General features: G+C 39.3%; 16 protein-coding genes and 1 pseudogene. 13 read left to right on the top strand and 4 right to left on the bottom strand.

The features are described from left to right. The first annotated feature begins 164 nt into the window (after nucleotides 1-164). The 6 genes from AB1H92_RS12905 (at nucleotide 165) to AB1H92_RS12880 (ending at nucleotide 7,993) form a co-directional block, all read left to right on the top strand. Complete coding sequence (locus AB1H92_RS12905) at nucleotides 165-1,064, top strand: ABC transporter ATP-binding protein (RefSeq protein ID WP_115362900.1); 900 nt, start codon at nucleotides 165-167, stop codon at nucleotides 1,062-1,064. After that, a complete protein-coding gene (locus AB1H92_RS12900) occupies nucleotides 1,057-2,316 on the top strand; it encodes an ABC transporter permease (RefSeq protein WP_115362898.1) in 1,260 nt (419 codons plus the stop codon). The genes AB1H92_RS12905 and AB1H92_RS12900 overlap by 8 nt, the downstream gene beginning before the upstream one ends. A 278-nt stretch (nucleotides 2,317-2,594) precedes the next feature. Beyond that, on the top strand, nucleotides 2,595-3,812 hold the full coding sequence (locus AB1H92_RS12895; protein WP_115362896.1) for a DNA repair exonuclease: 1,218 nt from the start codon (nucleotides 2,595-2,597) through the stop codon (nucleotides 3,810-3,812). Nucleotides 3,813-3,820: 8 nt separating this feature from the next. Continuing rightward, nucleotides 3,821-6,694 carry an AAA family ATPase gene (locus AB1H92_RS12890; protein ID WP_115362894.1) on the top strand — a complete coding sequence of 958 codons (2,874 nt, stop codon included), beginning with the start codon at nucleotides 3,821-3,823 and terminating at the stop codon, nucleotides 6,692-6,694. Next, complete coding sequence (gene yhaM / locus AB1H92_RS12885; protein ID WP_115362892.1) at nucleotides 6,694-7,632, top strand: 3'-5' exoribonuclease YhaM; 939 nt, start codon at nucleotides 6,694-6,696, stop codon at nucleotides 7,630-7,632. The genes AB1H92_RS12890 and yhaM overlap by 1 nt, the downstream gene beginning before the upstream one ends. 262 nt (nucleotides 7,633-7,894) lie before the next feature. Beyond that, nucleotides 7,895-7,993, top strand: a complete 99-nt coding sequence (locus AB1H92_RS12880) for a YjcZ family sporulation protein (protein ID WP_115362890.1) — start codon at nucleotides 7,895-7,897, stop codon at nucleotides 7,991-7,993. 118 nt (nucleotides 7,994-8,111) lie between these two features. On the opposite strand, the gene AB1H92_RS12875 is transcribed toward AB1H92_RS12880, so the two are convergent. From AB1H92_RS12875 to AB1H92_RS12860, 4 genes and pseudogenes are all read right to left on the bottom strand, one after another. Next, entirely contained in the window at nucleotides 8,112-8,297 is a 186-nt protein-coding gene (locus AB1H92_RS12875) for a hypothetical protein (protein WP_115362888.1), read from the bottom strand. Between the two features lie 70 nt (nucleotides 8,298-8,367). Further along, nucleotides 8,368-8,946: pseudogene (locus tag AB1H92_RS12870) on the bottom strand (HTH-type transcriptional regulator Hpr). Nucleotides 8,947-9,254: 308 nt separating this feature from the next. After that, the gene (locus AB1H92_RS12865; protein WP_115362886.1) at nucleotides 9,255-9,617 is read right to left on the bottom strand and encodes a YtxH domain-containing protein; all 363 of its coding nucleotides are present in this window, start codon (nucleotides 9,615-9,617) and stop codon (nucleotides 9,255-9,257) included. Between the two features lie 110 nt (nucleotides 9,618-9,727). After that, complete coding sequence (locus AB1H92_RS12860; protein WP_115362884.1) at nucleotides 9,728-10,156, bottom strand: HIT family protein; 429 nt, start codon at nucleotides 10,154-10,156, stop codon at nucleotides 9,728-9,730. Between the two features lie 415 nt (nucleotides 10,157-10,571). Here AB1H92_RS12860 and AB1H92_RS12855 point away from each other — a divergent pair, with 415 nt between their 5' ends. From AB1H92_RS12855 to hprK, 7 genes are all read left to right on the top strand, one after another. Continuing rightward, nucleotides 10,572-11,318, top strand: a complete 747-nt coding sequence (locus AB1H92_RS12855) for an ABC transporter ATP-binding protein (RefSeq protein WP_115362882.1) — start codon at nucleotides 10,572-10,574, stop codon at nucleotides 11,316-11,318. Further along, a complete protein-coding gene (locus AB1H92_RS12850) occupies nucleotides 11,305-12,507 on the top strand; it encodes an ABC transporter permease (RefSeq protein WP_166739460.1) in 1,203 nt (400 codons plus the stop codon). The genes AB1H92_RS12855 and AB1H92_RS12850 overlap by 14 nt, the downstream gene beginning before the upstream one ends. A 128-nt stretch (nucleotides 12,508-12,635) precedes the next feature. After that, a complete protein-coding gene (locus AB1H92_RS12845; RefSeq protein ID WP_115362878.1) occupies nucleotides 12,636-12,872 on the top strand; it encodes an IDEAL domain-containing protein in 237 nt (78 codons plus the stop codon). A gap of 140 nt (nucleotides 12,873-13,012) precedes the next feature. After that, nucleotides 13,013-14,992: an excinuclease ABC subunit UvrB gene (gene uvrB, locus AB1H92_RS12840; protein ID WP_115362876.1), complete on the top strand. Its 1,980-nt coding sequence runs from the start codon at nucleotides 13,013-13,015 to the stop codon at nucleotides 14,990-14,992. Nucleotides 14,993-15,000: 8 nt separating this feature from the next. Continuing rightward, nucleotides 15,001-17,874, top strand: coding sequence for an excinuclease ABC subunit UvrA (gene uvrA, locus AB1H92_RS12835; RefSeq protein WP_115362874.1), 2,874 nt, complete (start codon nucleotides 15,001-15,003; stop codon nucleotides 17,872-17,874). 67 nt (nucleotides 17,875-17,941) lie between these two features. Then, entirely contained in the window at nucleotides 17,942-19,216 is a 1,275-nt protein-coding gene (locus tag AB1H92_RS12830) for a DUF4097 family beta strand repeat-containing protein (RefSeq protein WP_115362872.1), read from the top strand. 299 nt (nucleotides 19,217-19,515) lie between these two features. Continuing rightward, the gene (hprK, locus tag AB1H92_RS12825) at nucleotides 19,516-20,466 is read left to right on the top strand and encodes an HPr(Ser) kinase/phosphatase (protein ID WP_115362870.1); all 951 of its coding nucleotides are present in this window, start codon (nucleotides 19,516-19,518) and stop codon (nucleotides 20,464-20,466) included.

The following is a 20,466-nucleotide window of genomic DNA, read 5'->3' as shown; positions in this document are numbered from 1 at the left end:
ATTTCGGTTAGCTTTATTTTCTCCCGAACGTAGCTGATGTAATTCATCTCTTCCATAAATTTAGCAGCTTTGAGCGTACAAAACATTAATTCAGCGATAAAATTGAAACTTCTATCATAGAAATTCGTATATGCTTAGTATGGATGAAAGGGAGGAAATTTGTCATGAGTTTGCAACTAGAGAACGTAACGAAACGTTTTGGTAATTTTACAGCCGTTGATAATTTAACATTATCGGTTGAACAAGGAATAATGTATGGATTTTTAGGCGCGAATGGAGCTGGAAAAACGACAACGTTTCGAATGATTTTAGGCTTATTAAATGCAAATGAAGGAAGAATTACGTGGAATGATTCAGCTATTTCCTATGCGACTAGCCCAGAAATTGGTTATTTGCCGGAAGAAAGAGGGCTTTATCCAAAGATGAAAGTTGAAGATCAGTTGATTTTCCTCGGGCAATTAAGAGGCATGAAAAAAGCGGATGCGAAAGCTGCATTGAAACAATGGTTGGAGAGAATGGAAATCCCTCATTATGCGAATAAAAAGGTAGAAGAGCTCTCCAAAGGTAATCAACAAAAAATTCAGGTCATCGCCTCACTTATACATCAGCCACGATTACTCATTTTAGACGAACCGTTTTCTGGATTAGACCCTGTTAACGTTGAAATGCTGAAAAATGCAATTCTCGAATTTAGAAACAATGGGGCGACAATCATTTTTTCAAGTCACCGCATGGATCACGTTGAAGAGTTATGTGAACAACTAAGCATTATTCATCATGGAAAACAAGTTGTGAATGGTTCATTACGAGAAGTAAAGCGGTCATTCGGCAAGCAAAATGTTCGAATCCACTCGGAACATGACTTATCTTCACTTGCCAATATCGCAGGAGTTACTTCAATACAAAAGTCAATCGAAGGTGCTGTCTTTCAAGTCGAAACAGAAGAAGTAGCTCATGCGCTTTTGGAAGCTGCATTACGATTCGGGGCAATTCGTCATTTTGCGATTGAAGAACCATCCTTACAAGATATTTTCATTGAAAAGGTGGGGAACGTACATGCGTGAATTTATGCTGATTTTCAAGCAGGCATTCGTCACGAAGGGAAAAACGAAGTCGTTTATTATTACGACCGCAATTATGATTGCCGGTATATTTTTATTAGCCAACATGACTTCGATTATTGATACAGTTAAAAAGATAGGTGGCGAAAGTTCTGAAGAGATTTTATATGTCTTCGATGAAAGTGGCCAAGTATTTGAAAGTTTAGAAGCACAATTTATGCTTAATGAGTCAGAAGTTACGTTGAATTTAAGTACGAAAGATAAAGAGGTCTTAATCGAGGAAGTGAGAAACGATAAAATTGACTCGTTAGTTGTGATTGATTTAACAGCTGACAATACAATCGAATCCACTTATTACACAATGAGTTCAATGGAATATATGCTTCCCATGATGATTGAAGATGCGCTCCAATCGATCCAAACGGAATTGAAAGCAGCAGAACTTTCCTTGACAGGGGAGCAAGTGCAAACATTATTTACACCGGTTCAATTTGAGACACATTCCCTCTCGCCTTCTGCAAAGTCTGAAGAAGAGTTAAATCAAGCGCGCGGACTTGTTTATGTATTAATGTTCTTAATATACTTTGCGGTCATTTTTTATTCCAATATGATTGCAATGGAAGTGGCCACAGAAAAATCTTCACGTGTGATGGAAATATTAATTTCGAGTGTGTCACCAGTTAAACATTTATTTGCCAAAGTACTGGGCATTGGTACACTTGGTTTATTACAAATGGCGCTGCTCGGAGCTTCGGCTTTTATCGCATTGAAAACTACTTCAGCAGATATGGTTGACGGATTATTCATGTTTTTTGGCTTTTCGAACTTGGATGTCGGGACAATTATTTATGCGATCGTTTTCTTTTTGCTTGGATATTTTTTATATGCAACGCTTGCAGCACTTTTAGGTTCGCTCGTCAGTCGTACAGAAGATGTAAACCAAATGATTATGCCGATGACATTTCTAATCATTATTGCGTTTATGCTTGCAGCGGCGGGAATTGGCAACCCTGAGTTGGCGTACTTGAAGTATACATCGTATATCCCATTCTTCGCACCACTCGTCATGTTTTTACGGGTTGGGATGCTTGACTTGCCGATGTGGGAGCCAATATTGTCAATTGCGATTATGCTTATCACCATTTTTATCTTTGGCTGGTTTGGTGCGCGCGTGTACAAAGGCGGCGTCTTGATGTATGGCCCGTCACGCTCGTTGAAAGATATTAAAAAAGCGATTCAGCTTGGTAAAGAATAATCCATTTGAAAAATTTCGTAGGATGATAATGAATTAAATATGCATCCACCTATAAGAGAAAGCGACGTGCTTTGCTTGAAGGTGGATTTTTTATTTTAAGTACTGTGAACTCCGCTCCCTTGTCCTAGAACTCCGCCTTCGCGACGAATTCCGCTGCCTCTTTTGCGGATTCCTCTCGCCCCCAAACAAAGTCAATAATTATAGAAGGCGTTTCACGAAACGTATCATCTATGATAAAATAAGAACAAATATTCGTTGTGCGAGGGGGAGGGATTCTTTTGTCGAAGCTTCGTTTTTTACATACAGCTGATTTACATCTTGACACGCCATTTAAAGGGATGACCGGTTTACCGATAGAACGGTTTGACCAACTAAGAAATAGTACGTTTGAGGCATTTTCCGATTTAATAGAGTATGCGATCAAAACGAAACCAGATTTTGTGCTCATTGTTGGTGATATTTATGACGGGGAAGACAGGAGTCTACGCGCTCAATTAAAGTTCCAAGAAGGAATGAAAAAGTTAGATGAGGCTGATATTCCTGTATTTATTTCTTATGGAAATCATGATCATTTGAAAGGGAATTGGACAAGGTTTGATTTACCGGGAAACGTTCATGTTTTTGATGAGAAAGTAGGAGCACGAACGTTGAATATTCGGGGCGAAACGGTCAATGTTTACGGTTTTAGTTACGGTGAACGTCATATTCGTGAAGCGATGGTTGAACAGTATCCGGTGGCACCATCGGAAGGAATTCATATCGGTTTATTACATGGGAGTCTTGTGGGCGATGAATCTCATGCAGTCTATGCACCTTTTACGAAAGAAGCATTGCTGTCAAAGCGCTATGATTACTGGGCACTTGGCCATATTCATAAACGACAACAGCTTCATCAAGAACCTCCGATTGTGTATCCAGGTAATTTACAAGGACGACATCGAAATGAACGGGGCATGAAAGGATTTTACGAAGTGGCGCTCTCAAAAGGAGATGCACAACTCGAATTTGTTCCTGCCTCGACTATTGTATTTGAGCAAATATCGATTTCTTGTGCAGGTATTAAACATGCAGGTCAATGGTTTGAGGTTTGCACAACAGAATTAGACGCCTTCCAAGCGAAACAAGGTGCATCCATTTTAGAACTTCAAATGATAGATATTGATGAAGATGCGGCGGAATTATTTAACCAATCTACTGAAGAAGAATGGTTAATGACATTACGCGAATTTTTGCAAGAGCGAGAGCCGTTTGTTTGGATTAGCCGTATAAGTTACGAGCGAACGTTTATAAATCATGATGTCACTGAGGCGCTCATAAACCCAATTATATCAACAATGGAAAGTTGGACGTCGGAACAATGGCAAGACGTATTACAAGACGTTTATCAACATGCACGAAGCCTCAAATACTTGGAACGATTAACGGAAGATGACTTCAATGACATTCGAACTGAAGCAGAAAAAAGACTGATTGCCGAACTGTCAGAAAGGAAGTGAGGTAGCTCTTGAAAATTGATAAGTTAGTCATTTATGGATTTGGAAAACATGAAGACGTGACGATTGAACTCGGCCCGACGATGAACGTACTTTATGGACATAATGAAGCGGGGAAAACGACGATTCAGCAATTCATTTTACATATTTTATTCGGCTTTCCCGCTCGAAATAGTCCACTTTTACGCTATGAGCCGAAGTCGGGTGGAAGATACGGTGGGCAAGTTCATCTTGATGACAAACTATATGGAAAGTGTATTGTAGAACGGGTTCGTGGAAAATCAGCTGGAGATGTCACCGTGTATTTTGAAAACGGAGAGAAAGGTGAACAGGAAGCGTTAAATAAACTGCTTAGGCAATATGATCGTGCTTCGTTTGAATCTATTTTTGCTTTCTCGCTTTTACAACTTCAAGGTTTTGAGAAAATGGATGAACACGAATTGAGTCGTACGCTCCTAGCTTCAGGGACTACGGGTGTTGACGATTTATTGAAAGTTGAAGCAAAGATGGAAAGAGAAATGGATTTACTGTTTAAGAAAAATGGCAGAAATCCAGCAATCAATGCGAAGTTAAGCGAACTGCGGACATTGGAAACTCAGCTCCTAGAAGAACAAAGAAAGCTTGAAAATTATGCGCCAGCCGTTCATCGAATTAAAGAAATTGATGAACAATTGATGGTGTTACGAGAACAAAAAAGGGAGTATAATGACCAAGTTGGGGAATTAACGGTCAAGCGGCAAGTTTTACCGCTTTATTTAAAAAAGCGAAACCTTGAACATCAATATAATTCTGTGAAGGATCTTCGTTTTCCAACGGACGGAATGGAACGCTATGAGTCAATTGTGAATAAACTTGCGGATTCAGAAGCGTCTTACATCAGTATCGAACAGGAAATTAAAAAAATAGAAGAAATATTATCGGAAAAAGTGGAAGAGGAAAAAATTTCCGATTTGGAGCAGTTGGTCGCCATGGAGTCCGAATGGCATCGTTGGCTTTCCGCGTCATCTGCTTTGAAAAGTGAATACGAACAGGTGAAGAAACGTAAAGAACGATTTCTATCGCGGCTTGGTATTCAAACAGATGGGGAAGTAACGAGGCTTTTACAAGCAGACGTTTCCATTCGAAAAGAAGAGGAAATGTATGAGTTGCTAGAGAACATGAAAACGTATCATCAAGAACTTGGAATTGTAGAAGCCGAACTTCAAAAGTTGCGAGAAGAAATTGAAGGCATGAAGGAAAGAGCGCAATTCTTAACACCCCCTTCAGAAGAGGATGTTAGAAAAGCGCAAGCGTGGCCGAAAATTCGTCAACAGGTGGCCGAGGCAAAAGCTTATGTCACATTAAATGAACAGCAACAAAATTCCTCCAAAAATTTTTGGGTAGCAATTCTTGCCTTTACGCTTTTAATAGCAGGGTACGGCATGTTATCGAGGCAGTTCGAATTTTTATTCATAAGTGTTCTTATTTCAGGCATTGCCTTTTTCTTAATGAAAAGACAAACAAAAGATCCTAAATTAGAAGAAATGCAAGCAATACTCTCAACTTATGAAGGACAAGAGTATGAAATCGAAACGATTCTTTCGGAAGTTGAAACATATGAAAAACATAAGCGCCAACTGGAAGAGAATTTGGCCAGTGCTGAACAGGATGCGTATCATTTAGAAATAACTTATCGCGAACTAGAGGAGAAGAGCATTCAAACCGAGGCATTATTACAGTCATTTTTGGCTCAGTATGGCATTGATGGATTGCCGTCAGCTAGCATTATACCAGAACTTTTCCGCATGATTCGTGACACGCAAGAAGCGATTCGCCAAATGGAAAATATTGATATCGAACAGCAACGTTTAGCGGAACAAATTCATCATCGACTCATAGAGAGTGAACGTGTATTGCAACACTCTATCCCGCAAGAAGCATTATATGAATTTATTCGAAGAGCGTATCATGAGCTGACACAAGGGATAGAGCGGCAGCAGATACAAGTGACGAGAAAACAACAATTAGAAAAAGAGTTGCAGGAAGTAAAAGCACTTGTCAGTTTGCTCAATACGCATAAACAGGCATTATTTGAGGAGGCACAAGTTGAAACGGAAGAAGCGTTTTACCAAGCAAACAGGATGCAACATGAAAAAGAGGCACTTCAAGAACAACTTGTGAATATTGAACTACAATTAGCAGTCAATGGCGAGATAGAAATTGACTCTGCTTGCACGGATGCCGACTTAGAAAGAGCACTGATTCAAACGAAAAAGGCAATCGAGGAAATCGAACAGGAGTACAATGAGTTAATCGATGAAAAAGCGGCCCTTGTCAATCAAACAAATGATATGCTGACGGATGCCACGTATAGTAACTTACAACAACAATTTGAAGTAGAACGTGCACAATTTATGGAACTTGCAAGAAAGTGGGCATCCCAAAAAGCCCTTGCTTCAGCAATCCAGCAAATGATGAACGACTTAAAAGAGAAGAAATTCCCATATGTATTAAAAGAAGCCGAACAGCTATTTGAAAAATTAACAGGCGGTCAATATGAGTCGATGGTCATTACAGAACAAGGTTATTTTGAAGTTGTGTCCAAAACGGGTATGCATTTTCCAATTGTTGAGCTCAGCCAAGCGACGAAAGAACAGGCGTATATCTCACTACGATTAGCGCTTGCCGTATCCATTTTTGAGGACGCGCCTTTTCCAATTATAATGGACGATCCATTTGTTCACTTTGATGAAAGCCGACTTTCGCATATAATTAAAGTATTGGACCAATTAAAAGAACATCAATTCATTTATTTTACTTGCCACGAAGAGATGAAAAATCATTGGCAAGAAGCAACAGCTATTAATGTTTCCACGATTGGAAGCAAACAGGGGGCGAATGTGTGATGAAAAAATTACTGGACTATCAAGTAGGAGAATCAATCGATTTATATTTAATGATTAAACAAGCAACAAAAGGAATTACGACAAAAGGCAGTCCCTTTATGACGGTCATTTTACAAGATAAGAGTGGAGATTTAGAGGCGAAATTATGGGATACGACAGATGCCCATGTAGAAACGTATCGCGCGGGAACGATTGTGAGAGTTGGTGGAGATATTCATGAATACCGTGGTAAAAACCAACTCCGTATTAAAGCCATTCGTCCGGCTAAAGAAGAAGAAGGTGTGACGATTGCTGATTTAATTCCATCCTCTGAAAAAAGTAAAGAAGTGCTATTTGAAGAACTGATGGCATTCTTTTTTGAAATGAAAAATCCACAGATTCAACGAATTACAAGGCATTTATTAAAGAAACATGAAACAGCTTTTAAAACGTACCCTGCAGCAACGAGAAATCACCATGACTATGTGTCTGGTTTAATCGACCACGTTGTTTCCATGTTGAACTTAGGAAAAGCGCTAGCTGATTTATATCCTTCCTTGAATAAAGATTTATTGTACGCAGGCATTATTTTGCATGATGTTGGAAAAGTGATTGAATTGTCCGGACCAATTGGTACGCAGTATACAGTAGAGGGGAATTTGCTTGGACACATCACGATTATGGTCAATGAAATTGAGAAAGCGGCAGAAGAATTGAACATTGAAGGCGAAGAAGTGATGCTATTACAGCATATGGTGTTGTCGCATCATGGTAAAGAAGAGTGGGGCAGCCCGAAACGTCCAATGTTAAAAGAGGCGGAAATGCTTCATTACATCGATAATATTGATGCGAAAATGAATATGTTAGACCGTGCACTGAGTCAAGCGAAGCCTGGTGAATTTACGGAAAGAATTTTCCCATTAGAGAACCGCTCGTTTTATAAGCCGACCTTTGAATAAGTAAACTTAATCCAAAAATAAATAGTGACATAACGCTAATAAAAAGCCGGGTAATTTTAGAGTATATTCTACAATTATCCGGTTTATTTTCTATTATTTATCTAATGGAAGTATATTTCTTCATAACTCTTCTCTCCTAAAGTCAATATCCACCGGTTGTACATATCCCAAAGACAGATTGAAAACAAAATCAAATCCCGGCTATTTGCCTAAAACCCTGTTAACTGGGTGCATAGGATACAGTGAGAGAGGGGGTGCTCGCATGAGCGGATATAACCATGGTTCGTACGGGTCAGGATTTGCGCTAATCGTAGTGTTGTTCATTTTATTAATTATCGTCGGTGCGGCTTGTTTATACTAAAATAAATTAGGTGGTTTATTGAGCAAATGACCTAGAGCAAAAAGTGATTTGCGGCAATAAAATCAAAGGAAGCCTAATAAAAAAAGTCCATTCCCGAAATAGGGTGATGGACTTTTTCTTATGTAGCTAAGAATACTTCAACATAAAATGATAAAATCAAAATTGTGACGAGCACGTTGACAGTACCGTATATTTTGGATTGCTTTTCTTCGGGGATTTCCCTTGATTCGCAAAGTGCATAAGTCATTCTGTTTATTTGGTATAAATAAAATAATGAAAACAAAACTGTAATCGTTAGGATCAAGACTTGCCCCTCCTTTAATCATCTACTCGTTATGATAACAGAATTTAACGTAGAATGGAATATTGAACACTTACAAAACGGATTCTACTTTTGAAGCTTCAGTTTTTGTTGAATTTACACCTTTTTCATCGAAAGTTTTTTCGAGGTTATCGAATCCACGTTCAAAAATTTCCATGAAATCATCTCCGTAAATGTTGCGCACGACGGACATAACTTCAAGAAGTTCTGGGAATTTCCCGTAAAGATCTTTTATTGGGAGTGAGCCTTCTAAAACGCCATGCTCCGTACGGTAATAATTTTCATTCATTTCCAAAATGAGTTTTTCTCCCTCATCCGTGACGGATACATATGTGTTACGGCGGTCTTCTTCTTTTTTATAAAATCGAAGATAGCCGCGCTCCTCTAGTTTTTTAGAAAAGTTAAAGGCAGTAGATACGTGCATGACACCGAATTTCGCAACGTCGGATATAGTGGCACCTTGTAAATGGTACGAAATCCATAAAATATGATGTTCGTTAATATTTAAATCATAAGGTTTTATCCACTTCTGTCAATCTTTTTCAACCGCTTTCCAAAGCGCTTTCGATAGTTGTGCGACGCGCTGGCTGTAAATCATTGCTTCTTTCAAGGAGTATTTTTCTTCTGACATACTAGGCACCCGCTTTCCCAAAAGTATTTCTTACATTAAAGTATTTCTCTCATTATAGCAAGAAAGCAAAGGAGAAAGAAGTGAGAATTGCAAAAATCTTTTATTTGATAAAATGTATTTAACTTAATAATGTTTTCAATTTAGGGTTTATAATAGGAATGACGCTATCTTAATTGTAGTCCTTTTTCTTTTTAAATAAACATACCATGATAGTTCTAATCATTTGCATTCCGATAGAAGCAGACAAGAAAAGGGATACGAATTCTATCAGATTCGTATCCCTAAGGTAGTGTGTTACTTTACACTTGTTATTTCTGATGCGTGATAATGGATTGCTCTAAACTATCTAGCGCGTTTTGAATGGCTGTTAGTTCTCTTTCAAGTCTTTTCTCGGTCGGTAGTTTTGACCCTTGCCATTGATCGAAAGATTGTTTAAGGCCATCAATGGCTTCAGGTACTTGCTCTTTTGCGTCCTGTGCTAAATCTGCAACAGAACCTTTCAAGTCATTTACTTTTACTTTAATATCATTAAATGTTCCTTTCCAATCCGAACCAGCATTTTTAACAGTGGATCTGATTTCGTCTCCGGATTTCGGAGTGGAATATAGAACTGTAACTGCAGCGGCGATTGCACCAGTTGCAAGGCCGAGGAAAAAAGTTGATGCTTTCATAGAGTATTTGCACCTCTTTCTTTACATTTGGTATAACTTTTACTAGTTTAATTAAACCACGCATTTTGATGAGGAGCAAATAAAACAGTTGCTTATATTTAGCAAAATGTTTATTGATCTAATTTAGCACGGATTCCTTCAGCAAGTTCTTGGATTTTGTCTGGCGTAAATTCTTTCTGTTTGGATTCCCAAGTAGACAAATCGAATCCATCCGTTTCGTCATAACGTGGGATAAAGTGTAAGTGATAGTGGAAGACAGTTTGTCCCGCTGGCGCACCGTTATTTTGGAGTAAGTTCAAGCCTGCTGGTCTGAACTCTTCTTTTAGAACGTTTGCAATTTTAGGTGCTACCGCATATAGATTAGCTGCTTCTTCGGCTGAAAAATCATAAATGTTTTCGATATGTTTTTTAGGGATGAGCAAGACATGTCCTTTGGTCACTGGCATAATATCCATAAATGCATAAACATGCTCATCTTCATAAATTTTCGCGCTCGGCACAGCCCCTTCAATGATTTGACAAAAAATACAACTCGTCATTTAAGACACTTCCTTTCATCATTTAGCTAATTGTAGCATATTTTCTAAAAATGGTGATGTAATCCAATTCATAATTACTTGAGTCAATTTCATAATTTCCTAAACCGCTAAGTTGATACAATATATAGTTGAGGACGGTTTAACTCAACAGAGGCAATTTTATAATTGCCCAAACTATATATTGTATCGGCGCAGCGAAAAGATTGGATTATGAAATTGACTAACTTACTTTATTTAACAAAACGGAATGATACTTTCTTGCTTTACTGTTTGTCATTAATGTAGAGTTGCCCGTTGATTGGAGCCGTTAGGAATTTAGTGTAGTAAGGTTAATTATGGAATTGGTTCGATGGTCTAAAGAAAGTAATCTTTTATTATTTTTGGTAGGATATAAAGAAGAATGGAGGATTTGGACATGCCAATTGTGAAATTAGACAATGTAACAGGTGGCTATACACGAAAGCCAGTATTACATGATTTATCATTTGAAATTAACGAAGGAGAACTTGTAGGACTGATCGGTTTGAATGGAGCCGGAAAAAGTACAACGATTAAACATATTATTGGGTTGATGAATCCGCATAGCGGTGAGATTCAAGTGAATGGCGTAACATTTAATGAAGACCCGGAAAAGTATCGACAATCATTTTCATACATTCCTGAAACGCCAATACTATATGAAGAGTTAACACTTCAAGAACATCTTGAACTGACTGCAATGGCGTATGGACTTGATAAAGAATCATTTGAAGCACGGTCTGAAGCCTTATTAAAAGAATTTATGATGGAAAAAAGGTTACGTTGGTTTCCAGCTCATTTTTCTAAAGGAATGCGCCAAAAGGTAATGATTATGTGTGCGTTTCTAGTGAATCCATCGCTCTATATTATCGATGAACCGTTTGTAGGGTTAGATCCGATTGGAATTAAATCGCTCTTGGAACAGATGTCCACGCGTAAAAAAGAAGGGGCTTCTGTGCTCATGTCTACGCATATTTTATCCACTGCAGAAAAATATTGTGACAGAATTATTTTATTGCATGAAGGAAGGGTGCGTGCACAAGGAACGATGGACGAGTTACGGGCGGCGTTTGGGAAGCCTAAAGCGTCACTAGATGATTTATATATTGCAATGACTGAGGACGATGTCAATGAACAACTTTAGTGAAATGTGGAGTGCAAGATTTTTTGACTATATGCGTGAACTCCAAAGGTACATGCAATATATTTTTACAGGGCATTTAGCCATTGTGCTTGTTTTTACGATTGGTGCGGGAGGGTATGCATATAGTGAATGGTTAAAAGAAGTCTCAGTCGATTTTCCAGCCGCCATTTTAACGGCCCTCGTCATTAGCGGAGCGCTCGTTTATTCACCGCCAGTCACGTTGTTAAAACCTGCTGATATCGTATTTTTCTTACCGTTAGAAACGCAGCTTCCTCACTATTTGGGGAAAGCACTGAAATGGTCAACATTTTCTCAAATCCCATTGCCGTTAGTATTGTACATCGTCGCGTTGCCATTGCTTTCTGCAACGGAGACTGCAACAGGGGCTGTTCTTCTGTGGTTGGCTGTATTCATCATCGTGTTGAAATGGCTTTTTGTTGAAACAGAGTTTTCAGTGCACTATGCCCGAGCAGGAGCGGGTGTATGGACCGACAGGCTTGTTCGGTTTGTCATTGCTACCGTTTTTATTTATTTATGGTTAAGCCCTAATTTGTATTTGATTTTAATTCCGGCAGTCGTGATGGGGATTTATTTGGCATATTGGCATAAGCAAAAAATGCAAAAACCATTTCCGTATGAACACTTCATCACATTAGAGCAAAATCGCATGATGCGCTTTTATCGATTTGCCAATTATTTTACGGATGTACCTCACTTAAAAGGAGCGATTAGTCGGAGAAGATGGCTCGGTTTTACGATGCAACCGCCGACATTTGGCCGAACGAAGTCGCAACAATTTCTCGTTCGCCGAACATTTCTCCGTACGGATGACTCATTTTGGCTTTGGGTTCGATTAACGGGGATTTCAATGTTCGGGGCGTATTTTATTTCGATTCCAATTGCCATCATGGTTTTCGTCGGAGCACTAGCATTTGCTTCCTCGATACAACTCATTTATGCATTGCGTTCGGGTGATGACTTTCGTATGGACATGTTATTTCCAGAACCGCCAACAGCTAGAGGGAGCGCGATTCAAAAAACGGTTCGCGGTGTTCAATGGATTCAAGCGCTGTTTGTAGCGATTGTTAGCCTATTCGCCTTAGGATGGTCTGTGACGGTTGTTGTGCTATTTTTAATCGTTATCATTGTGTCAGAGTTAACGATTCGCTCGGCAAAAGAAAAGGAATAAGTATTTTCTTGGCCTATCTAACTAGGTTATCAGGAAAACCAACTCAATTAAATGGAACATTCTAAAAAAACTTGCAACTTGAAAGCGTTTTTATATATAATAATAAAAAGGCATCAGGGGTGAGTTGAATGGAGAGAAAATATTCAAATGCCGAATTCATGAAAGTCGTAGGTAGAAGAAGGTCATCAGTCTACGCTGAAAAACTGTTGAACGAAATTTACATGGACATGTTTTTGAATCGTCTTCACCGTGAACAAACTAGAAGAAGAATAGAAAAAGTTATTGATGAAGCACTTGATACTCGAGATGAGCAGAAATTCCATTTGTATGCTGGGAAGTTATTCGACTTTAGAGAAGTAAAATAAAAGAAAAAACGCTGCTAAAAGGGGAATAGCAGCGTTTTTTCGTGTAGTAATCCACCTCAAAACGTACGTTCTCTTTTTGCTCGTGTTTATAAGGGGAATATGATAAACTAAAACTAACTAGAATTTGGAGGGACCGCCGAGTGGAAACATTTAATTTGCAAGCTCCATATGCCCCAGCCGGAGATCAACCAGAGGCGATTCAACAACTGATTGAAGGGGTTAATCGAGGAGAAAGACATCAAACGTTACTTGGAGCGACCGGTACAGGAAAAACATTTACGGTCTCCAATGTTGTGAAAGAAATTAATAAACCGACGTTAGTGATGGCCCACAACAAAACATTGGCAGGCCAACTGTATAGTGAATTTAAAGAGTTTTTCCCGGATAACGCTGTAGAATACTTCGTTAGTTATTATGATTATTTTCAACCAGAAGCTTATGTTGCGCATACAGATACGTATATTGAAAAAGACGCGAGTGTGAACGATGAAATTGATAAGTTGCGACACTCAGCAACTTCAGCTTTATTCGAAAGAAATGATGTGCTTATCGTCGCTTCCGTATCATGCATATATGGGCTAGGTTCACCAAAAGAGTATCGAGATATGGTCGTATCGATTCGGAAAGGAATGGAAATCGGCCGAGATGAATTGCTACGGAAATTTGTGGGTATTCAATACTCGCGCAATGATTTGAATTTTACTCGCGGTACATTTCGCGTTCGCGGCGATGTCGTTGAATTGTTTCCTGCATCAAGAGATGAACGTTGTATGCGGATTGAGTTTTTTGGCGATGAGATTGACCGCATTCGTGAAGTTGATGCATTAACAGGAGAGGTTATCGGTGACAGAGAACATGTCGCTGTATTCCCGGCTTCCCACTTCGTCACAGGTGAAGAGAAAATGTTACAAGCGATTGAAAATATTGAAGTGGAATTGGAAGAACAATTAGCTAAATTGAAGCGTGAAAATAAGTTACTCGAAGCACAACGATTAGAGCAACGTACACGCTACGATTTAGAAATGATGAAAGAAATGGGCTTTTGCTCGGGGATTGAAAACTATTCAAGACATTTAACGCTTCGCCCTCCAGGTGCCTCACCGTATACGTTACTTGACTATTTCCCGGATGACTTCCTGTTAGTTGTCGATGAAAGTCACGTCACCTTACCGCAAGTGCGTGGGATGTTTAATGGAGACCAGGCGAGAAAACAAGTTTTAGTCGATCACGGTTTTCGTCTGCCGTCAGCACTAGATAACCGCCCGCTTCGTTTTGAGGAATTTGAGGAACGAATTCGTGAAGCGATTTATGTGTCTGCCACGCCAGGACCTTATGAAATAGAACACACACCGAAAATGATTGAACAAATTATTCGTCCAACAGGTTTATTGGATCCGACAATAGATGTTCGACCAATAGAAGGACAAATTGATGATATGCTGCATGAAATTAATTTGCGAATTGAAAGAAATGAACGCGTACTCATTACGACATTAACGAAGAAAATGTCTGAGGATTTAACTGATTATTTAAAAGAAATCGGGATTAAAGTACAATATCTTCATTCGGAAATAAAAACGTTAGAAAGAATAGAAATAATTAGAGAGTTAAGACTTGGTACGTATGATGTTCTCGTTGGCATTAATTTGCTCAGAGAGGGTATTGATATTCCAGAAGTGTCACTTGTTGCGATTCTTGATGCTGACAAAGAAGGTTTTTTACGTTCTGAACGTTCATTAATTCAAACAATTGGAAGAGCAGCTAGAAATTCAGAAGGGCATGTCATTATGTATGCAGACCGCATGACAGATTCGATGACTAAAGCTATTAGTGAAACGGAAAGACGTCGTGAAATTCAAGAGGCTTATAATAAAGAGCATGACATTACACCGAAAACAATCAAGAAAGAAATTCATGAAGTAATCCGTGCTACAGAAGTTGCGGAAGAACGAGAAACGTATCTTGATAAAATTACACATGGTAAGAAACTAACGAAAGAAGAGAAAGAGTCTATGTTAACGGTTCTTGAGAAAGAAATGAAAGAAGCCGCGAAAGATTTGCAATTCGAACTAGCTGCTCAGTTAAGGGATGCCATTTTAGAGTTAAAGGCAGAAAGGTAGAATTAATTATGAAAAACAAGGAGATTGTTATACAAGGAGCAAGGGCGCATAATTTAAAAAATATAGACGTCAATATTCCTCGTGATGAACTCGTCGTTGTGACGGGTTTATCGGGGTCGGGAAAATCATCCCTAGCATTTGATACCATTTACGCAGAAGGACAACGGCGATACGTTGAGTCTCTTTCCGCTTATGCACGTCAGTTTTTAGGCCAGATGGATAAGCCGGATGTCGATGTTATTGAAGGGTTATCACCAGCGATTTCAATCGACCAGAAAACAACGAGTCGAAATCCTCGTTCAACGGTTGGTACGGTAACGGAGATTTATGATTATTTACGTCTGCTCTATGCACGAATCGGGAAGCCTGTTTGTCCGAAGCACGGCATTGAAATTACTTCCCAAACGGTTCAACAGATGGTTGACCGTTTAATGGAATTACCGGAACGAACACGAATTCAAGTACTTGCGCCTATTGTGAAAGGGAGAAAAGGAACGCATGCAAAACTTTTTGAAGATATTCGAAAAGAAGGGTATGTTCGTGTTCGTGTCAACGGCGAAACGTACGACTTAGACGATAATATTGAGTTGAATAAAAATAAAACCCATACGATTGAAGTTGTAATTGATAGGATTGTAATAAAAGAAGACATTGCCGGACGTTTAAGTGATTCTTTAGAGTCAGCACTCCGCTTGGCAGAAGGCACCGTGCTCATCGATGTGATTGATGGTGAGGAGTTGCTATTTAGTGAGCATCATGCCTGTCCAATGTGTGGTTTTTCGATAGGTGAATTAGAACCACGCATGTTTTCATTTAACAGTCCATTCGGTGCATGTGGGGAATGTGATGGCCTCGGTACAAAATTAGAAGTGGATTCATTACTCGTCATCCCAGACGACTCTCTATCATTGGAAGAACATGCGATTGCACCGTGGGAACCGACGAGTTCACAATATTATCCGGAACTACTGAAAACAGTCGCAAACCATTACGGTATAGCGATGGATGTCCCAATCAGTGAAATTCCAAACGATCAGTTAAATAAAATTTTACACGGTTCAGGTAATGAAAAAATTCGTTTTCAGTATACAAATGAATTTGGCGGTACGCGAGATAGTGATATTTATTTTGAAGGTGTATTATCGAATATCGCACGTCGCTACCGGGACACGTCTTCGGATTATGTCCGGGACCAAATGGAAAAGTATATGGCACAGCGCCCATGTCCAACGTGTAAAGGGTACCGTCTAAAAGCAGAGTCTTTAGCGGTAAAGGTGAATGATGTCCATATCGGGCAAGTGACAGAACGTTCGATTGTGGAAGCAGATAACTTTTTTAAAACTTTGAACCTATCTGATAAAGATCGTCAAATTGCTGAATTAATTTTAAGAGAAATAGAAGAACGCCTAGGCTTTCTGATTAATGTAGGATTAGATTATTTAACTTTATCGAGAGCTGCCGGAACACTTTCTGGTGGAGAAGCCCAACGAATTCGATTGGCGACCCAGATTGGCTCTAGGTTAACAGGTGTCCTCTATATTTTAGATGAGCCTTCCATTGGGCTTCATCAACGCGATAATGATCGACTCATCTCTACTTTAAAAAGTATGCGAGATATCGGAAATACGCTTATCGTTGTTGAACATGATGAAGATACGATGCTAGCAGCTGATTACTTGATTGATATGGGGCCTGGAGCAGGTGCTGCAGGTGGAACGGTTGTGTCAGCAGGTACACCTGATGATGTGATGAATGATTCGGATTCTTTAACCGGTGATTATTTAAGTGGTAAGAAGTTTATATCGTTGCCACTCGAAAGACGTCCAGCAGATGGTCGGAAAATTACAATTAAAGGTGCATCAGAAAATAACTTGAAAAAAGTCAATGTGGATATTCCACTAGGTCAGTTTATTGCGGTGACTGGCGTTTCGGGCTCAGGAAAAAGCACGCTTGTGAATGAAGTGCTTTACAAAACGTTAGCCCAAAAGCTAAATCGAGCAAAGCTGTTGCCAGGGAAACATAAATCGATTACTGGATTAGAAGAACTTGAAAAAGTGATTGAAATTGACCAATCCCCAATCGGACGGACACCGAGGTCAAATCCTGCGACTTATACGAGTATGTTTGATGATGTAAGAGATGTCTTTGCAGCGACGAATGAAGCGAAAGTACGCGGCTATAAAAAGGGACGCTTTAGTTTTAACGTAAAAGGTGGAAGATGTGAAGCTTGTCGTGGGGATGGCATTATTAAAATTGAAATGCACTTTTTGCCAGACGTGTATGTCCCATGCGAAATCTGTCACGGCAAACGATATAATCGAGAAACGTTAGAAGTACGTTATAAAGGAAAGAATATTGCAGATGTCTTAGGGATGACTGTAGAAGATGCACTCGTCTTTTTTGAAAACATCCCGAAAATCCGCCGGAAATTGCAAACAATTGTTGATGTAGGTCTCGGTTATATTAAACTTGGCCAGCCGGCGACGACTTTATCAGGCGGTGAAGCGCAACGTGTCAAACTCGCGTCTGAATTGCATAAACGTTCAAACGGTAAATCTATTTACATTTTAGATGAACCAACGACGGGACTCCATGCACATGACATTGCGAAACTACTCATTGTCCTCCAACGACTCGTTGATACAGGAAATACAGTCTTAGTGATCGAGCATAATTTAGATGTCATTAAAACTGTAGACCATATTATTGATCTTGGACCAGAAGGAGGCGACAAAGGTGGTCAAATCATTGCAACAGGTACACCAGAAGAAGTCGCCAAAGTCGAGAAGTCTTATACTGGAAAATATTTAAAACCGATACTTGAGCGTGACCGTCAGCGGATGAAGAAAATAATTAAAGATGCTGAAACGGTTGCTGATTGAAACTTTTTGGTTCACAAGTCGTATATATACTACTAACTTGAGGAAACTCAAACTAGGAGGATGAACGATGCAAGAGAAAAGAAAACGGATTTTGACGATGTTGGAGAACGGTGCAATTTCAATGGACGAAGCGCTAACGTTACTGGAAAATCTCAGTACAGAAAACCAAGATAATAATCAAAACCAAGCAGAGAAACCAAACCAAGATAATAATCAAAACCAAGCAGAGAAACCAAAACAAGATGAAAATAAAAACCAAGCATCAGTGATAGATAAGGCTAAAGAACAGGAAACAACTGACCAAACCCAAGAGCTAAAGCAATCCCAAGAGCCGAAACGATCGACCTTTGAACAGAAAGATAACGAATCAGAAAAACAGAAAGAAGACCAACCATCCGCAGATGAATTTCTGGATGATTTGCGAAAAGACTTTTCAACTGTAGGCGACCGATTCATGCAGTTTATGCAAACGGCTGTTCAAAAAGTGAAAGACTTTGATTTAGAGGCTCCTTTTGGCAAATCCGTTATTTTTAGCCATTCAAAGACAAAGGATGCTGAAGGCATTGAGGAAATTTTAATGCATATCGACAATGGAAAAGTGACCGTCCATAAAAGCGAGGAAGAAGAGATTCGCGCAGAATTTACTGTGAAAGCGTATAATAGTGAAACTGAAGAAGCTGCTAAAAAAGATTTCTTAGAAAAGGTTTTATTTGTCACGGATGATAATAAATTAAGAGTTTCCAGCGATATGAAAATGATGCAAGTAAACCTTGATTTGTATATTCCACATAAACGATACAAAAAAATGTCAGTTCGTCTCATGAAAGGTTCCTTTAAAATAAAAGATATAGAATTTAATTCCATTCGGGTAAAAACGGCCCACGGTAAAATAGAAGCCAGTCAGTTAACATTCGAGCAGGCTGAATTCGAAACGGCCAATGGTGCAATCCATTTAACTGAGTTGACGGGAGAAACGATAGATGCCGAGGCCTTAAATGGCCGGGTTTATATTGATGGTGAATTAAAAGAAGTGGAAGCTCAATCGTTAAATGGTCATGTCGTGGTGACGACGACAAGCAACGAGGCGGAAATAGTTGAAGCGAAAACGATGAGTGGTTCTGTAGAATTATATATTCCATCCACGATTGCCATTTCTGGAGAAGTTGCATCAAATATCGGAAAACTAGATTTACAATTAGAAGACATCGAGCGCACATCTGAACAAGATCATTTGCTTCAACGTACGATTCGATTTACTAAAGATATTACAGATAGTAAGAAAAAACTCCATGTATTTGGCGAAGCAAAAACAGGGTCCGTCCTCGTTCGATACAATCCTTAATATGAGTACGATTAATTAGCCCTCGCTTGGAAAAATCAAGCGGGGGATTTTTGTTTTGAGGAGTGATTAGATGAACTATTATGGAGGTTAGGGCAGAGATTGTTTAGGATGGCTCGTACCTATTCGCGGTTTCGTCGTACATCTAGAAATTGAAAACCTGCCTAAGAGAATTCAGAAGTTCATAAAAACTTTCCTGTTTATTCATAGATTGTTTTGAACTTTTCCGAGCGGTCTTCTTTCGGAATTGTGGTACGATGAAGTATATTAAAGGTGGACAACTTATAAAGGTGGGAGTTTCAATGGCAAGTGTAACAGTAGCAGATATACAACATGCGTTAGAACTTAAACTTCGTGCAGGCGATAGAGGGCTTCAACGAAATATATATAAAAGTGATATTTCTAGACCTGGGCTTGAAATGGCAGGGTATTTTAATTTTTATCCTGCAGAGCGTGTGCAATTGCTCGGTAAAACAGAATTGTCTTTCTTTGCATCATTGGGAATAGAAGAGAAAATTGATCGAATGGAAAGACTTTGTTCTGAGCACACACCGGCGGTCATTGTTGCGCATGGAATGGACGTTCCAAAGGAATTAATTCAGCAAGCGGAAAAAGTTGGAATCCCAGTATTGGAGACAGAAGTACCGACGACACGTTTTTCGGGGATGTTGACGAATTTTTTAGAAGGTAAATTAGCACCGATGACATCGATGCATGGCGTGCTTGTTGATGTTTACGGAATAGGTGTGTTAATTAGAGGGAAAAGTGGCGTTGGTAAAAGTGAAACGGCACTTGAACTTGTGAAACGTGGGCATCGCCTAGTTGCGGATGACCTAGTTGAGATTAGAGAAGTATCCAAAAATGTATTAATTGGAAATGCGCCTAAGCTTATTGAGCATATGCTAGAAATCCGTGGTGTAGGGATTATCGATATTATGAATTTATTTGGCGCAAGCGCTGTGAAAAGTGATAAACGAATTTTAATTGTAATCGATTTAGAACTATGGGATGAGGATAAAGTATACGACCGTCTCGGCTTAGACGAGCAGAAAATAAAAATTATGGATACCGAATTGACGAGATTGACTGTTCCAGTTCGACCTGGACGTAGCTTGTCGGTCATTATTGAAGTCGCAGCAATGGATTATCGTATGAAACGACTTGGGATTAATGCAGCAAAAGAGTTTTCTAATAGACTGGATCAAGCAATTAGCGAAGGTCACGGTGAAATCCCAGCAGAGGAGATGCAGTAA

The sequence above is a fragment of the Sporosarcina pasteurii genome (assembly GCF_041295575.1).
GTDB lineage: Bacteria > Bacillota > Bacilli > Bacillales_A > Planococcaceae > Sporosarcina > Sporosarcina pasteurii.
The sequence above is the reverse complement of the archived record's forward strand: the minus strand, read 5'-3'. Positions and strand labels throughout refer to the sequence as shown.

Coding starts and splice junctions, on each gene's coding strand:
- uvrA (WP_115362874.1), top strand. CDS start 15,001: ATGAAAAACAAGGAGATTGTTATACAAGGAGCAAGGGCGCATAATTTA.
- hprK (WP_115362870.1), top strand. CDS start 19,516: ATGGCAAGTGTAACAGTAGCAGATATACAACATGCGTTAGAACTTAAA.
- AB1H92_RS12845 (WP_115362878.1), top strand. CDS start 12,636: ATGGAGAGAAAATATTCAAATGCCGAATTCATGAAAGTCGTAGGTAGA.
- AB1H92_RS12860 (WP_115362884.1), bottom strand. CDS start 10,156: ATGACGAGTTGTATTTTTTGTCAAATCATTGAAGGGGCTGTGCCGAGC.
- AB1H92_RS12900 (WP_115362898.1), top strand. CDS start 1,057: ATGCGTGAATTTATGCTGATTTTCAAGCAGGCATTCGTCACGAAGGGA.
- AB1H92_RS12880 (WP_115362890.1), top strand. CDS start 7,895: ATGAGCGGATATAACCATGGTTCGTACGGGTCAGGATTTGCGCTAATC.
- AB1H92_RS12855 (WP_115362882.1), top strand. CDS start 10,572: ATGCCAATTGTGAAATTAGACAATGTAACAGGTGGCTATACACGAAAG.
- yhaM (WP_115362892.1), top strand. CDS start 6,694: ATGAAAAAATTACTGGACTATCAAGTAGGAGAATCAATCGATTTATAT.
- AB1H92_RS12905 (WP_115362900.1), top strand. CDS start 165: ATGAGTTTGCAACTAGAGAACGTAACGAAACGTTTTGGTAATTTTACA.
- AB1H92_RS12830 (WP_115362872.1), top strand. CDS start 17,942: ATGCAAGAGAAAAGAAAACGGATTTTGACGATGTTGGAGAACGGTGCA.
- AB1H92_RS12850 (WP_166739460.1), top strand. CDS start 11,305: ATGAACAACTTTAGTGAAATGTGGAGTGCAAGATTTTTTGACTATATG.
- AB1H92_RS12865 (WP_115362886.1), bottom strand. CDS start 9,617: ATGAAAGCATCAACTTTTTTCCTCGGCCTTGCAACTGGTGCAATCGCC.